13 protein-coding genes are annotated in these 14,806 nt (G+C 60.7%); 6 read left to right on the forward strand and 7 right to left on the reverse strand.

Annotation, left to right across the window (positions count from 1 at the left end):
- Positions 1 to 26: 26 nt before the first annotated feature.
- Together hmpA and V8G57_RS05015 are read right to left on the reverse strand one after the other, a co-directional pair.
- Positions 27 to 1,253 (reverse strand): NO-inducible flavohemoprotein, encoded by a 1,227-nt coding sequence (hmpA, locus tag V8G57_RS05010; protein WP_342828446.1) that lies wholly within the window; start codon positions 1,251 to 1,253, stop codon positions 27 to 29.
- A gap of 84 nt (positions 1,254 to 1,337) precedes the next feature.
- Complete coding sequence (locus tag V8G57_RS05015; RefSeq protein WP_342828447.1) at positions 1,338 to 1,784, reverse strand: RrF2 family transcriptional regulator; 447 nt, start codon at positions 1,782 to 1,784, stop codon at positions 1,338 to 1,340.
- A 339-nt stretch (positions 1,785 to 2,123) separates the two neighbouring features.
- Between V8G57_RS05015 and V8G57_RS05020 the strand changes: the two genes are divergently transcribed.
- The 4 genes from V8G57_RS05020 to V8G57_RS05035 all read left to right on the forward strand — a co-directional run bounded on the left by V8G57_RS05020 (position 2,124) and on the right by V8G57_RS05035 (position 6,103).
- Complete coding sequence (locus tag V8G57_RS05020) at positions 2,124 to 2,615, forward strand: spore coat protein U domain-containing protein (RefSeq protein WP_342828448.1); 492 nt, start codon at positions 2,124 to 2,126, stop codon at positions 2,613 to 2,615.
- A 74-nt stretch (positions 2,616 to 2,689) separates the two neighbouring features.
- Positions 2,690 to 3,355: a fimbrial biogenesis chaperone gene (locus tag V8G57_RS05025; protein ID WP_342828449.1), complete on the forward strand. Its 666-nt coding sequence runs from the start codon at positions 2,690 to 2,692 to the stop codon at positions 3,353 to 3,355.
- A gap of 46 nt (positions 3,356 to 3,401) precedes the next feature.
- On the forward strand, positions 3,402 to 5,636 hold the full coding sequence (locus tag V8G57_RS05030; RefSeq protein WP_342828450.1) for a fimbria/pilus outer membrane usher protein: 2,235 nt from the start codon (positions 3,402 to 3,404) through the stop codon (positions 5,634 to 5,636).
- Entirely contained in the window at positions 5,633 to 6,103 is a 471-nt protein-coding gene (locus V8G57_RS05035; protein WP_342828451.1) for a spore coat protein U domain-containing protein, read from the forward strand. Before V8G57_RS05030 ends, V8G57_RS05035 begins: the two co-directional genes overlap by 4 nt.
- Positions 6,104 to 6,219: 116 nt before the next feature.
- On the opposite strand, the gene aceB is transcribed toward V8G57_RS05035, so the two are convergent.
- Positions 6,220 to 7,806, reverse strand: coding sequence for a malate synthase A (gene aceB, locus V8G57_RS05040; protein WP_092393900.1), 1,587 nt, complete (start codon positions 7,804 to 7,806; stop codon positions 6,220 to 6,222).
- A 274-nt stretch (positions 7,807 to 8,080) separates the two neighbouring features.
- On the opposite strand from aceB, the gene V8G57_RS05045 reads away from it, so the two are divergent.
- Positions 8,081 to 8,986, forward strand: coding sequence for a LysR family transcriptional regulator (locus tag V8G57_RS05045; protein WP_092393903.1), 906 nt, complete (start codon positions 8,081 to 8,083; stop codon positions 8,984 to 8,986).
- A 322-nt stretch (positions 8,987 to 9,308) separates the two neighbouring features.
- On the forward strand, positions 9,309 to 10,031 hold the full coding sequence (locus V8G57_RS05050) for a TerC family protein (protein ID WP_425458230.1): 723 nt from the start codon (positions 9,309 to 9,311) through the stop codon (positions 10,029 to 10,031).
- Positions 10,032 to 10,085: 54 nt separating this feature from the next.
- Here V8G57_RS05050 and fghA read toward each other — a convergent pair whose 3' ends face one another.
- The 4 genes from fghA to alr form a co-directional block, all read right to left on the reverse strand.
- Positions 10,086 to 10,934, reverse strand: a complete 849-nt coding sequence (gene fghA / locus V8G57_RS05055; RefSeq protein ID WP_342828452.1) for an S-formylglutathione hydrolase — start codon at positions 10,932 to 10,934, stop codon at positions 10,086 to 10,088.
- Positions 10,934 to 12,040, reverse strand: coding sequence for an S-(hydroxymethyl)glutathione dehydrogenase/class III alcohol dehydrogenase (locus V8G57_RS05060; protein ID WP_342828453.1), 1,107 nt, complete (start codon positions 12,038 to 12,040; stop codon positions 10,934 to 10,936). Before V8G57_RS05060 ends, fghA begins: the two co-directional genes overlap by 1 nt.
- A gap of 68 nt (positions 12,041 to 12,108) precedes the next feature.
- Positions 12,109 to 13,479, reverse strand: coding sequence for a DNA repair protein RadA (gene radA, locus V8G57_RS05065; RefSeq protein WP_092393914.1), 1,371 nt, complete (start codon positions 13,477 to 13,479; stop codon positions 12,109 to 12,111).
- A gap of 66 nt (positions 13,480 to 13,545) precedes the next feature.
- Positions 13,546 to 14,622, reverse strand: a complete 1,077-nt coding sequence (alr, locus tag V8G57_RS05070; RefSeq protein WP_342828454.1) for an alanine racemase — start codon at positions 14,620 to 14,622, stop codon at positions 13,546 to 13,548.
- Between the last annotated feature and the right edge of the window lie 184 nt (positions 14,623 to 14,806).

The raw sequence follows: 14,806 nt of genomic DNA on the forward strand, positions 1-14,806 counted from the left end.
GTCATCATCGGCTGGCGCCGCATTGCCTATTGCAAATGCTGCAGCAGCGACGGGCCAAACACTTCCTGCCGGATCTGGTGCGCTGCCACGCCGCGCGCCAGCAAGGCATCGCGCTGGACCTGCATGAATGGCGCCGGTCCGCACAAGAAGTAGGAACCGTCATGCGGCAGCAAGGCGTCCGGCAGTTGCGCCAGCTGCAGATAACCCTGCTGCTGGTAATCCTTTTGCGGCCGATCGTCGGCGCCCGGTTTTTCGTAGGCGATGTGCGAACGTATCTGGCCATGGCGGCGGCGCAAGCTGTTCAATTCACCCTTGAGCGGATGATGGCGGCCGTTCAGCGCGGCATACAGGAAATTGACCGGCCGCTGCGGACTCTGCTGCAGGCTGCCGTGCAGCATGCTCATCATCGGCGTGACGCCGACGCCGGCGCTGATCAGCACCAGCGGCCTGCGGTCTTCTTGCGCCAGGACAAAATCTCCGCATGGCGGACTGACCTGCAGTACATCGCCCTCATGGTATTCATCGTGCAGCAGGTTCGACACCAGGCCGGCCGGATAAGGACCGTCTGCGGCGACGTTCTCCGGCTCGCGCTTGACGCTGATGCGCCAGTGGCCATTGTCCGGCGCATCGGACAAGCTGTAGTGGCGCAACTGGCGCAGGGCCAGCTGTTCGATATCCACCGCGACGCTGATGTACTGGCCTGGCTGGAAGGCCGGCAGCGCGCTGCCGTCGGTGGCGCGCAGATAGAAAGAGGTCACGCTGTCGCTCTCCTTTTGTTTGCGGGCCACGGTGACCGAGAGATATTCGCCAGGCGCGATGCCATGCGCCTGGTACTGCTTGCGTTCTTCCGCAACCAGGGCCGCGGCCAGCAAGCCATAGGCTTCGGCCCAGGCTGCCAGCAGTTCCGGCGTGGCCGCCGCGCCAAGGATTTCCGCAATCGCATCCAGCAAATGCTTGCCGACGATCGGATAGTGCGCTTCGCTGATCCCCAGGCTTACATGCTTTTGCACAATGCGGCTGATCACCGGCGCCAGCGCGTCGGGATTATCGATGTTGGCGGCATAGGCGAAAATGGCGGCCGCCAGCGCCTGCTGCTGCGTGCCGGCCTGCTGGTTAGGCATGTTGAACATGTTCTTGAGCTCAGGATGAGCGGCAAACAGGCGCTGGTAGAAGCAACGGCTGATGGCGACGCCGTGCTCGCGCAAGACGGGAACGGAAGCAACGATATAAGGACGGGAAATGGCGGAAATCATATAAACACTCCTATTGTTACATTTAAAATACTACAATTAATCCAAAAAAATGCGCCCTGCCTTGGCGGGCGCCCGGTTATCGCATCAGTGCACCGGCATCGGCTGGAACTGCATGCGTGCAATCGTGCTTGAAGTCGGCGGCATGACCAGCTCCGCCAGGTTGTGCCGGTTCATGCCGGCATAAAATTCCTGCTGGCCGATATCCAGCACCCGTTTCAGGTGGCAGCTGCCGCGCAAGACGCAAGGCGGCTTGTCGCAATCGACCAGGCCGCCGTCTCCTTCCAGCGCGCTGAGAATATCGCCCAGGTGCAGGCTCGCCGGCGCTTGCGCCAGCCGCAGGCCGCCGTTGCGGCCCGGCGTAGCGCTGATCCAGCCCAGCTTGACCAGGCGGTTGACCACCTTGTTCAGGTGGTTCTTCGGCACGTCAAAATAACTCGCCAGCTCACCGACGGTAATCACGCCTTGTTCCGGCGTCGCTGCCAGGTACATCAGGACGCGCAAGCCAAAGTCGGTGAATTTGGTAAATTGCATGGTTATCTTTCCTGCTGAAGATGGATTGCGATGCCATCATCATATTATTGTTGCATTTAAAAAGCAACAATAAGACAGGAAACAGAAACACATTTGTTGACAGCAATACCTCTTCCAAAAAACCTGATGAATATTTATGTTTTTCACAAAAAACAAAATGTCTTGACGTACTTCTCCTATGACGCCAATATGAACAAAAGAAAATATTTCCCAAAGGAAAATATCGAGAGAGAGGATGCCGTATTGAATGAATGTCCAGGTGACCTCCTGGACTTCCGCAACACAAAAAAAATGCCAATCGGGAGATTTGTCATGAAAAGGTTTGTTCGGAACGGTATTTTGATTATCGCATCGACAACTATTTGTAGCGGCGCCTCGGCGGCCACCGCCACTGCCACCATGACCAATACGGTCACCATCAGCAATAATTGCAGTATCTCCACCCTTGGTTTCACGACGACTTACGACCCTATCGTCGCCAACGCCACCACCAACCAGGACGTGACAGCCAGCGTCACCACCACCTGCACTATCGGCGCGTCTCCCGTGATTACCCTGGGACAAGGCGCAAACGCCAACACTGGCTCGACCGACGCTATACCGCTGCGTCGCCTGAGCAGCGGCGGCGGCACTCCGGTCTTCCTCAACTACAGTTTGTTCTCTGACTCCGGCCGCACTGTCACGTGGGGCAACACAGTCGCCACCGCGCCTGCGGCAGTCACCGCTACCGGCAGCGCCACGCCGATCACCATTTACGCCCGGGTGCCGTCCGGCCAATCAGTCAAAGCAGCGACTTACACAGATACCGTAGTCGCTACCGTCACCTTTTAAGGCGGCCGATGATGCCCAAGCTAAAGCCATGGCCGGCTGTTGCTTTTGTCTTGTGCCTGGTTTGTGCACAAGATATGAACGCAGCCTCGTTTAACGTCAATCCGATCGGTTTCGACCTGAGCGTGGAACGCGCTTCCGGCGTGCTGCAAATCAAGAACACCGGCAATGAGCCCGTGCGGATACAGGTCGGCGCCGTCGACTGGAGCACCGATGGCCGCCAGGAAGTGATGGCGGATACTGAAGCCCTGCTGTTGAATCCGCCAATCTTTGCATTGGAGCCGGGACAAATCCAGTACCTGCGCTTCGGCGTGCGCCAGCCGGTCAGTTCGGCAACCGAAAAGAGCTACCGGCTGCTGATCGATGAAGTACCGCCCAGCGGGCCGCAAGCACCGGGCTTGAAGACTTTGCTGAGAGTCAGCATTCCCGTGTTTATCGCGCCGCAAAAGAAACAGGAAAAAATCTCCTGGCAATTAAAGCATGACAACAATGGCCTGCTGCTGGTGGCCGCCAACGACGGCAATGTCCATGCCAAGATCATCCGCGTCCAGATCAGCAACGGCGACGGCAAGGACGGTCTGCAAATCGGCACACCTGCCTACGTATTGCCGGGCCAGCACAAACAATGGTCTTTGGCGAACGGGAAGATCCACGCCGGACCGGTCCGGCTGCAAATTCAAACAGACAAGGGCGAGCTTGAAGAACATCTCATGCTGGAGGCTGACCAAGTATCTAGCCGCTAGCCTGATCGCTTGCCACATCCCGGCTCTGGCGGCAGCAGACAAGTCAGTGACAGAACAGGAATTCATATTGGCGGTGACCGTCAATGACAGGAAATTGACGGACGCAGCGCTGATCGTGCGTACTGTGGCCGACGGCATTATCGTGCCGGCACAGTTATTGACCGACGCTCGCCTGCGCTTGCCGGACGTCGCCGCCATCAGCAGCCACCAGCAGCGCTATTATCCGTTGGCGGCGTTGCCTGGCGTGCGTGCCGAAATCGAGGCCGGCACGCAGACGCTGAACATCCAAGCGCCGCCGAGCGCGTTCATCGATTCGGCATTCAACCTTGGCGCTCACCAGCCCTTGCTGCTGCAGGCCGCGGAAACCGGCGCTTTCCTGAACTACGATGTCAACTACGCCAAGGGCCAGAACCAGACCAATCTCTCGGGCCTGGCGGAGGTTGGCATATTCAGCGGCGGCGGGATCTACACCAGCCGTTTCGTCGGCCAGGACCTGACTGGCCAGCGTTCGCTGTTTCGGCTCGACAGCCAGTACACGCGGGATTTCCCGCAGCAGCAGGCGACCATGGTGGTCGGCGACAGCATCACCGGCGGCAGCGCCCTGTCGCGCCAGGTATATTTCGGAGGCATTCAGTGGCGTACCAAATTCTCGACCATCCCGGGCTACCAGGCGATACCGCTGCCGGCGTTCAGCGGCACCGCGGCGGCGCCGTCCGTGGTCGACATCTACGTGGATAACATCCTGCGCCTGAAACAGCCGGTCGACACCGGTCCGTTCACCATCAACAACCTGCCCGTGTATGCCGGCCAGGGCAATGTGCAGATGGTGGTGCACGATGTGCTGGGGCGCCAGCAGGTCTACACTCAGGGCTACATCACCAGCGCCCAGCTGCTGCGGCAAGGCAGCAAGGACGTCTCTTACGAAGCCGGCGCGCTGCGCAACAATTTCGGCAGCAAGGACAGCGACTACGGCCGGGTGTTCAGCTCCGCCACCGTGCGTTACGGCGTCAGCGACAGCAGCACCGTCGAGGGCCACGGCGAGATCATGCGCGGGCGCCAGTCGCTCGCTTTCGGCGCCGCCGTCGCCGTCAGCGATATCGGCTTGCTGAGCGGCGGCCTGGTTGCCAGCAACTCGGAGCGCGGCAACGATACCCAGCAATACCTGCAGTTCGACCGCCAGGGCAGCCGCTATGCCCTGACCCTGCGCGCGCAGACGGCCGGCCCGCGCTTCTGGCAGCTGGGCCTGCCCGACGACATCCTGGCGCCGGCGCAGCAGATCCAGGCGCAAGCCAATGTTTCGCTAGGAGAACGCGCCAACGCGGCGATCGGCTACCTGAGCCAGGTCAACCGCGGCCAGGACAATGTGCGCGCAATCAATGCCGGCCTTAATTTCAACCTGCACCAGAACGGCAGCATCAGCATCGGCTTGCTGAAATCGCTGACGCAGGATCGCCAGCTGTCCGCCAACCTGGTCTGGGTCATGCCGCTGGAACACCAGAGTTTCCTGCAGGTGGTGGCCAGCGGCCAGCAGGGCAGCAAATACTTCAGCACCGAGTACCAGCAAACCGCGCCGCAGGAAGGCGGCTGGGGCTATCGCGCGCGCAAGGCCTTGTTCGACAACGGCGGCGAAGACATCGGCGCCAACTACATCGGCACCAGCGGTGAATACATGCTCAACGCCAATCACGTGGACGGACAAAACAACCTGCAGCTGGAAGCGCGCGGCGGCATCGCCCTGCTCGGCGGCCATGTCCGGGCCACGCGCTGGCTGGACCAGAGTTTCGCCATGGTGGAAGTGCCGGTCGAGCAGCCTATCGATATCTACGCCAACAATATCAAGGTCGGCCAGACCGACAAATACGGCGTCGGCTTCGTTCCGCGCCTGGTTCCCTACGAATCCAACACGGTCTCGCTGGACGACGCCGGGCTGCCGCTGTCGATGACGCTGGACCTGGCGCATAAATCGGTCACGCCCGGCTACCGCACCGGCAGCCTGCTGAAATTCAGCGCGCAGCAGAACCGCAGCGCGACCTTGGTCCTGGTCGACGAGAACAACAAGGCGCTGGCCACCGGCACCCGGGTGTATGTCAACCGCAGTACGTCGGCAGCAGAAGTTGCCTTGCGTGGGCAAGTCTTCGTGGAGTCGATCGACTACCCGGCCGAGGTCGTCGTGCGCGACAACGGTTCCGGCATACGCTGCCGCTTCAGGATCGAAGCATCGCCTCAGGCCGGCGCCTTCCCGGTACTCGGGCCTTATGTCTGCGCTCAGGAGACAAAATGAAACCTGCTCTGAAATGGCTGGCTGCTGCCTGGCTCCTGGTGCTGCCCTTCAGCGCGCATGCGCTGCTCGCCACCTGCACCGTCGCCACCACCGGCATCGCATTTCCCGCCTATGCATCGCCCGGCAGCACCGACGCAGACAGCACCGGCGACGTTGCGGTCACCTGCTCCGCGGTAGTGGCCGGGCTTGGCAGCTATACCATTTCGGTCAGCACCGGGGCCGGCACCTATGCCAACCGCAAGCTGTCCTCGGGCGCCAATTTCCTCAACTACAACATGTTCACCGACACAGGGCGGACGATAGTCTGGGGGGACGGCACCGCAAGCACCCAGACGGTAAGCGACAGCTACCTGATCCTGGTCGCGCCAACCGTCCGCCATTACACAGCGTATGGGCGCGTGCCGGGAAGCCAGAACAAGCCCGCCGGAACCTACACCGATACAGTGACCGTCACCGTTACTTATTGACATTGAACGCCGGCATCGGCAACCGGCCGAGGCGAAAAAAAAACCGATCTTCCGATCGGCTTTTTTGCCAGGCAGGCTGCTTTGCCGCCCGCGGACTTCGATTTAGATTTCTTCGTTTAGATTTCTTCGTACAGCGGCAAAGTCAGGAACTCGGCAAACGAAGCCGAGGTCGACATTTCCTTGAAGATCGCGGCAGCGCGGTCGTAGGTCGCGCCATCGCCAACCAGCGCCTTGACCTTGGCCAGCTCTTCCGGAATCATCGCGACCACCATCTCGGCGGTCACTTTCTTGCCGTCGTCGAGCACGCCCTTGGTCGAGCGGATCCATTGCCATACTTGCGCACGGCTGATTTCCGCCGTGGCAGCATCTTCCATCAGGTTATGGATCGGCACGCAACCGTTGCCGGCCAGCCAGGCGCCCAGGTAATGGATGCCGACGTTGATGTTGTAGCGCAGGCCGGCTTCGGTGATCGGCGCTTCCGGCTTGAAGTCGAGCAGGTCGGCGGCGCTGACGTTGACGTCTTCGCGCTGCTTGCTGATCTGGTTCGGCTTGTCGCCCAGCACCTTCTTGAATTCGGTCATGGCCAGCTCGACCAGGCCCGGGTGGGCAACCCAGCCGCCGTCGTAACCGTCGGTGGCGTCGCGTGCCTTGTCGACGCGCACACCGCCCATGGCGATGTCGTTCTTCTCGGGATCGTTCTTGATCGGGATCAGTGCAGCCATGCCGCCGATCGCCGGCGCATTGCGCTTGTGGCAGGTTTTCAGCAACAGCAAGGCGTACGAACGCATGAACGGCGCGGTCATGGTGACCTTGGCGCGGTCGGCCAGGCAGAAATCCTTGTCCAGCTTGAATTTCTTGATGCAGGAGAAGATGTAGTCCCAGCGGCCGGCGTTCAGGCCGGAGCTATGCTCGCGCAGTTCGTACAGGATTTCATCCATTTCGAAAGCCGCCAGGATGGTTTCGATCAGGACCGTTGCCTTGATCGTGCCCTGCGGCAGGCCGAGTTCGTTTTGCGTCATCACGAAGATGTCGTTCCACAGCCGCGCTTCCAGGTGCGATTCCAGCTTCGGCAGGTAGAAATACGGGCCGGCGCCGCGCGCCAGCTGTTCCTTGGCGTTGTGGAACATGAACAGCGCAAAATCGAAAATGCCGCCGGAGACGCGCTTGCCGTCGATCAGCACATGCTTTTCATCCAGGTGCCAGCCGCGCGGACGGACCACCAGCGTCGCGACCTTGTCGTTCAGTTTGTACGACTTGCCGTTCTGTTCCAGCGAAATCGTCTTGCGGATAGCGTCGCGCAGGTTGATCTGGCCGGTGATCTGGTTATCCCATACCGGCGAGTTCGAATCTTCGAAGTCGGTCATGTAGCTGTCGGCGCCGGAATTGAAGGCGTTGATCACCATCTTGCGCTCGACCGGGCCGGTAATTTCGACGCGGCGGCATTCCAGCGCAGCCGGGATCGGCGCGATCTTCCAGTCGCCGTTGCGGATGTGCGCGGTTTCAGGCAGGAAGTCCGGACGCTCGCCGGCGTCCAGGCGCTTGGCGCGTTCGACCCGCACTGCCAGCAATTCCTGACGGCGCGTTTCGAATGCGCGGCTCAGCTTGGCGACCAGCGCCAGCGCTTCGGGGGTCAGAATCTCTGCGTATCCGGCGCCGATTGCGCCCTTGATTTCCATGCCGGCGGGCAGTGTCAGTTGCGTCATGCTTTACTCCTGTTGGTTCTATGAATTGATTGGTGTCTTGGGCCAGTTCGCTGCACCAGCCATTGTGCAGCGCTACATTCTGTTTTTTACCATGCCGGATATGCTAAATCCTGAATGGCATTATCTAATTTTTACGCTATATAGTATATTTAAACCAAATCATCATAGGTGGAACGATTTATCATTTGATCTATGCGTTTTAGTCACAAGTGGACGTATTATAGCGCCAGCTATTGCCCGGGCCTTCAACAAACCAGCAAACCAGTTCGGCTACATGGATCAATTCAAGCAGATTTCCACTTTTGTCGAGGTAGCCGCCAAGGGCAGCCTGTCCGCGGCTGCGCGCGCCGAAGGGATCGCCCCTGCCATGATCGGCCGGCGCCTGGATGCGTTAGAGGAACGCCTCGGCGTGAAGCTTTTGCAACGCACCACCCGCAAAATCGCGCTGACCAACGAAGGCGAAGCCTTCCTCGAAGACTGCCAGCGCATCCTGTCCGACCTGGAAAACGCCGAATCGGCAGTCTCGGAACGCAGCGCCCATGCCAGCGGCCACTTGCTGATTTCGGCGCCGGCCGGTTTCGGACGGCAGCACGTGGCGCCGCTGATGCCCTCTTTCCTCACCGAACACCGCGACGTCACCCTGACGCTCAACCTGAACGACCGCGTGGTCGACCTGATCGGCGAAGGGATAGACGTCGCCATCCGCATCGCGTCGCTGTCGGATTCGTCGCTGGTCGGCGCCAAGCTGGCAGACAACAAGCGTATCGTGGTGGCCTCCCCTGCCTACATCAAGCGCCACGGCAAACCGCTCACGGTCGACGACCTGCAAAAGCACAACTGCCTGGCGATCAGCAGCGAAGGCAGCCAGCGCGGCTGGAGCTTTCGCCAGAACGGCAAGACCGTTACCGTCCGGGTGGCCGGCAACATGGTCTGCAACGATGGCCAGGTACTGCATGACTGGGCGCTGGCCGGCAAGGGACTGGCCTGGCGCTCGATGTGGGAAGTCGGCAGCGAGATCGAATCCGGCAAGCTGGTCACGGTGCTGGACGAATTTGCCGCGCCAGGCAACGATATCTACGCGGTATTCGCACAGCGCCGCCACCTGCCCTTGCGTATCCGGGTGTTTGTCGACTTCCTGCGGCGCGCCTATGCCCAGCCCGACTATTGGCGCCACGGCTGACTCCTTGCTTTTGGAAAACTGGTATATAATCACGCTCAGTCGCACGGCAACGCGCGTGCGACGCCCTCTCAAAGGGGAGTAGCTCCTGAATATTGCATGACGCGTAGGTTTACGCGTCGCCCAATGTTTTGCAAGGTAGTCGTCATCACGGAACAGGCACATCGCCTGCACCCGGTTACCTTGGCAGCATCGCTGTTGAGCAAGACCTTTGTCAGCATGGATTCCATGCAGGCAATGTGTCGCCCAATTTTCCAGATTGGCTCCTCACCACTCCTGTTGTCGTCCATGCCTGAGGTTAATCGTTAACCCTGTTGGAGACTTTATGGATTTTTCTGGTTTACTTTCAATGCTGGGCATGGCCGACTGGAATGCCGGCGCCTTCTTCGCGGCGCTGCTGGCTATCGTCGTCATCGACCTCGTGCTGGCCGGCGACAATGCCATCGTGATTGCGATGGCAGCCCGCAACCTGCCTGACAACCTGCGCCGCAAAGCCATCATCTGGGGCACCATGGGCGCGGTCGTGACCCGGGTGCTGATGACGATCGGCGTGGTGTGGCTGCTCAAGATCCCAGGCTTGCTGCTGGTTGGCGGCGTCGCCCTGCTGTGGATCGCCTACCGCTTGCTGACCCAGTCGGACGACGGCGAAGCGCATGGCGCGCAAGCCACCACCATGGCCGCCGCGCTGAAAACCATCATCATCGCCGATACCGTGATGGGCATCGACAACGTGCTGGGAGTGGCCGGCGCCGCCAAAGGCAGCATGGCGCTGGTGATCATCGGCCTGCTGATTTCGGTGCCTATCATGGTCTGGGGTTCGACCCTGGCGCTGAAGCTGATAGAACGCTTCCCGGTCACGATCTTTATCGGCGCGGCAATCCTGGTGTATACCGCGATGCACATGATCGTCACCGAGCCAATCGCGCAGCCGCTGTGGAACAGCGTTCCGGGATTGAACTATGCTGCTTACGTGATTGGTTTCGTCGTGGTGCTGGGCGGAGGCTGGCTGGTTTCCAGGCGGCGCGACGGCGCCAGGGCCGCCGAATAAGATCGGAAATGACATGTAAAAGCCCCGCCAAGCCAGGCGGGGCTTTTTTTCGGCTCAGGATGCCGTGCCCAGTATCCGCTGGTGGAACGCCAGGTGATCTTCGATCAAGGTCGAAATAAAATAATAGCCATGGTCATAAGCCGCGTGGCGGCGCAGCGTCAGCTTTTGCCCGGCCTGCGCGCAAGCAGCTTCAAACCGTTCCGGCAATAACTGCTCGGCCAGGAATTTATCGCCCAGGCCCTGGTCGATCAAGATCTCTTGCGGAAACGGCTGCGGCAAGTTCAGCATCAGTTGCGTGGCGTCGTAATCCTGCCATGCCGCCTGGTCTGCCCCCAGGTAATTGCCGAACGCTTTCTGCCCCCATGGACAGTGGCTGGGTGCGGCAATCGGTGCAAACGCCGATACCGAACGAAACACATCCGGATTGCGCAAGGCCAGCACCAGCGCCCCATGGCCGCCCATCGAATGGCCGAAGATGCCGATGTTGCCGGCTTGCGCCGGAAATTTTTGCACGATGGTTTGCCGCAACTCATGCAATATATAAGAGTACATCCGGAAATGCGCTGCCCATGGCGCTTGCGTCGCATCCAGGTAAAAGCCGGCGCCGTGGCCGAAATCCCAGCTGGCGTCGGCTCCGGCGATGCCGGTATCGCGCGGGCTGGTGTCGGGCGCCACCAGCATGATGCCGTGCTGCGCCGCGTAGCGTTGCGCGCCGGCCTTGATCATGAAAGTCTCTTCGGTGGATGTCAGCCCGGCCAGGTAAAACAGGACCGGCACCGGCGCCGATTTGGCTTGCGGCGGCTGGAACACCGAAAAACGCATCGGCAGGCCGATTTCGGCCGAGGCATGGCGGTAAAACCCTTGCGTGCCGCCGAAACAGGCGTGTTCGCTGATCAGCTCCATCAGTAGATCACCACCGAACGTATCGATTCGCCGCTCTTCATCAGGTCGAAGCCTTCATTGATACGCTCCAGCGGCAGGCGGTGCGTGATCAAATCATCGATGTTCAGCTTGCCATCCATATACCAGTCGACGATCTTGGGCACGTCGGTGCGGCCGCGGGCGCCGCCGAAAGCCGAGCCCTTCCAGACGCGCCCGGTCACCAGCTGGAACGGCCGGGTGCTGATTTCCTGGCCGGCGGCAGCGACACCGATCACGATCGACTGGCCCCAGCCCTTGTGGCAGCACTCCAGCGCCTGGCGCATGGTAGTGGTGTTGCCTATGCATTCAAAGCTGTAGTCGGCGCCGCCGTCGGTCAGGCCGACGATGGCGTCGACCACATTCTCGACTTCCTTGGCGTTGATGAAATGGGTCATGCCGAACTTGCGCGCCATCGCTTCACGCCCCGGGTTGATGTCGACGCCGATGATCTTGTCGGCGCCGACCATGCGCGCAGCCTGGATCACGTTCAGGCCGATGCCGCCGAGGCCGAACACCACCACGTTGGCGCCGGCTTCGACCTTGGCGGTGAACAGCACCGCGCCGACGCCGGTAGTGACGCCGCAGCCGATGTAGCAAACCTTGTCGAACGGCGCATCCTCGCGGATCTTGGCCAGGGCGATTTCCGGCACCACGATGTAGTTGGAAAACGTCGAGGTGCCCATGTAATGGAAAATCGGCTTGCCGTCGATCGAAAAGCGGCTGGTGGCGTCCGGCATCAGGCCGCGGCCCTGGGTCGAACGGATCGACTGGCACAGGTTGGTTTTCTGCGACAGGCAGAATTTGCACTGGCGGCATTCCGGCGTATACAGCGGGATCACATGGTCGTCCTTTTTCAGGCTCTTGACGTCAGGCCCGACATCGACCACCACGCCGGCGCCTTCATGGCCCAGGATGGAAGGGAAAATACCTTCAGGATCGGCGCCGGACAACGTGTAATAGTCGGTATGGCAGATGCCGGTCGCCTTGATCTCGACCAGCACCTCGCCGGCGCGCGGGCCGCCCAGTTCGACTTCTTCGATAGTCAGCGGCTGACCGGCTTTCCATGCAATGGCTGCTTTGGTTTTCATATGGGTGACCTTTACCAGAATGTATTTGGGAACACAGGATTATTCGATATTCACGGCAATCCTGCCATTTACTCAGCGTCGCGTATCTTGCTCAAAGCGTCATCGATACGTTCGACGCCGATCACTTTCAAACCTTCGATCTCTTGTTTGGGCATGTTTGCCTTGGGAATCATGGCGATGGAAAATCCCAGCTTGGCGGCTTCTCGCAGGCGCTCCTGGCCGCGCGGCGCCGGACGGATTTCGCCCGCCAGGCCAACTTCGCCGAACACCACCAGGCCGCGCGGCAGCGGCCGGTTGCGCATCGATGAGTTGATCGCCAGCAGCACCGCCAGGTCGGCTGCCGGTTCGGTGATCTTGACGCCGCCGACGGCATTGATGAACACGTCCTGGTCGAAAGCGGCAATGCCGGCATGGCGATGCAGCACCGCCAGCAGCATGGCCAATCGGTTCTGCTCCAACCCCACCGACAGGCGGCGTGCGTTCGGCACGTGCGAGGCGTCGACCAGCGCCTGTATTTCCACCAGCAGCGGCCGGGTGCCTTCCTGCGTCACCATCACGCAGGAGCCGGGCACCTGGTTGTCATGCTGCGACAGGAACAGCGCCGACGGATTGGACACGCCCTTCAAGCCTTTTTCGGTCATGGCAAACACGCCAAGCTCGTTGACCGCGCCGAAGCGGTTCTTGAACGCGCGCACCAGGCGGAAACTGGAATGGGTATCGCCCTCGAAGTACAACACCGTATCGACGATATGCTCAAGCACGCGCGGCCCCGCCAAAGCGCCTTCCTTGGTCACGTGGCCGACCATGATGATGGTGATGCCGGACTGCTTGGCAACCCGCGTCAGCTGCGCCGCGCATTCGCGCACCTGGGCCACCGAACCGGGAGCCGAACTGAGCGCGTCCGAATAGACGGTCTGGATCGAATCGATCACCGCCACTTCGGGCTTATGCTCGACCAGGGTATTGAGGATTTTTTCCAGCTGGATTTCAGCCTGCAGCTTGAGATCCTTGGCGTCCACCGCCAGCCGTTTGGCGCGCAGCGCGATTTGCGCGCCGGATTCCTCGCCGCTCACATACAGCACTTTTTTCAGTTTCGACAGGTTCGCCAGCGCTTGCAGCAGCAAGGTCGACTTGCCGATGCCGGGATCGCCGCCGATCAGCACCACGCCGCCGGCTACCAGGCCGCCGCCCAGCACGCGGTCGAATTCCTCGATCCCGGTGCCGAAACGCGGCACGTCGATCGCTTCGATGTCGGCCAGGGTCATCACCGGCGCTGTCTGCGCCAGGCCCTGGTGCTGGTTGGAGAAACGGTTGCCGACCGCCTCCACGATGGTTTCCACCAGCGTGTTCCATTGCCCGCAAGAGGGGCACTGGCCGGTCCATTTATTGGCGACGCCGCCGCATTCGGTACAGGTGTAATTGGTTTTAGCTTTGGCCATGCGGTTCTGCAATCATGTTGGTGGTGGACTTACTATCCCTAGCGGCGGGCGGACCTGCAATGACGATTACAAGTCCACCACTTTAACCCGTGGAGCCAAAGCGCACAGCAGTTCATATCCGATGGTGCCGGCCGCATGCGCGACCTCGTCGACCGGCAGGCCGTCGCCCCACAAGGTTACCGCGCTGCCGATCCCGGCCCCTGGCACAGCGGTGAGGTCAACCGAGAACATGTCCATCGATACCCGGCCGACGGTGGCGGTGCGCACGCCATTGACCAATACCGGCGTACCGTTAGGCGCATGGCGCGGATAGCCGTCGGCGTAGCCGCAGGCGACCGCGCCTATGAGCATAGGCGCCGAGGCGACGAAGCGGCTGCCGTAGCCGATCGCCTCGCCGGCGCCTATGCGCTGCACGCCAATGATCTTGCTGCTGAGCGTCATCGCCGGTTTCAGGCCGAACTGTGCGGCGCTGGCGCCGCCGGGCGTGGCGCCGTACAGCATGATGCCCGGCCGCACCCAATCCGACTTCAGCTCCGGATGCATCAGGTCGGCGGCGGAATTGGCGATGCTGCGTTCGCCGTTCAGGCCGGCGACGCCCTGCTCGAACTGCTGCACCTGCTGCTGCAGCGGCAAACCAGGATTGAGCGGATCGTCGGCATTGGCAAAGTGGGTCATGAGCGTGATCTTGCGCACGGCGGGAATCGCCTGCAAGCGCTGGTAGGCAGCGCGATAGGCTTCCGGCTTGAAGCCGAGCCGGTTCATGCCGCTGTTCATTTTCAGGTGGATGTCCAGCGGCCCCTTCAGCGCGGCCTGTTCCAGCCAGATGATCTGCTCGTTGCAATGCACGGCAAAATCGAGCCTGGCCCGCACTACGGTCTCAAGGTCGGCGGCGTCGAAAATGCCTTCCAGCAGCAAGATCGGCTTTTGCCAGCCCAGCTCGCGCAGGCGCAGCGCGTTTTCCGGTTCGATCAGCGCCAGTCCGTCCGCTTCCGCAAAACCGCGTACGCCGCGCTCCAAGCCATGCCCGTAGGCATTGGCCTTGACCACCGCCCAGATTTTCGCGCCGGGCGCATGCGATTTGGCAATACGCAGGTTGTGATGCAGTGCAGAAATGTCTATGGTGGCGACTAGGGGTCTGGGCATGAATGTGCGGAATTTGTGAAGATTCGTAGAGCGTTCTATTTTACCGGATGCACCGCCGGCGATGGATCGGCAATCCCCATAATTCGACGGAACGTTTTCTCTTTTGCATCTCTCATAATCACGAATCGGTCATATTTTCATGGTATAAAGCAGGCCGGGGACACATTGTTACATTCTGGGATGC

Origin of the sequence: Collimonas rhizosphaerae, from assembly GCF_038896935.1 — a bacterium.
Taxonomy (GTDB): Bacteria; Pseudomonadota; Gammaproteobacteria; order Burkholderiales; family Burkholderiaceae_D; genus Collimonas; species Collimonas rhizosphaerae.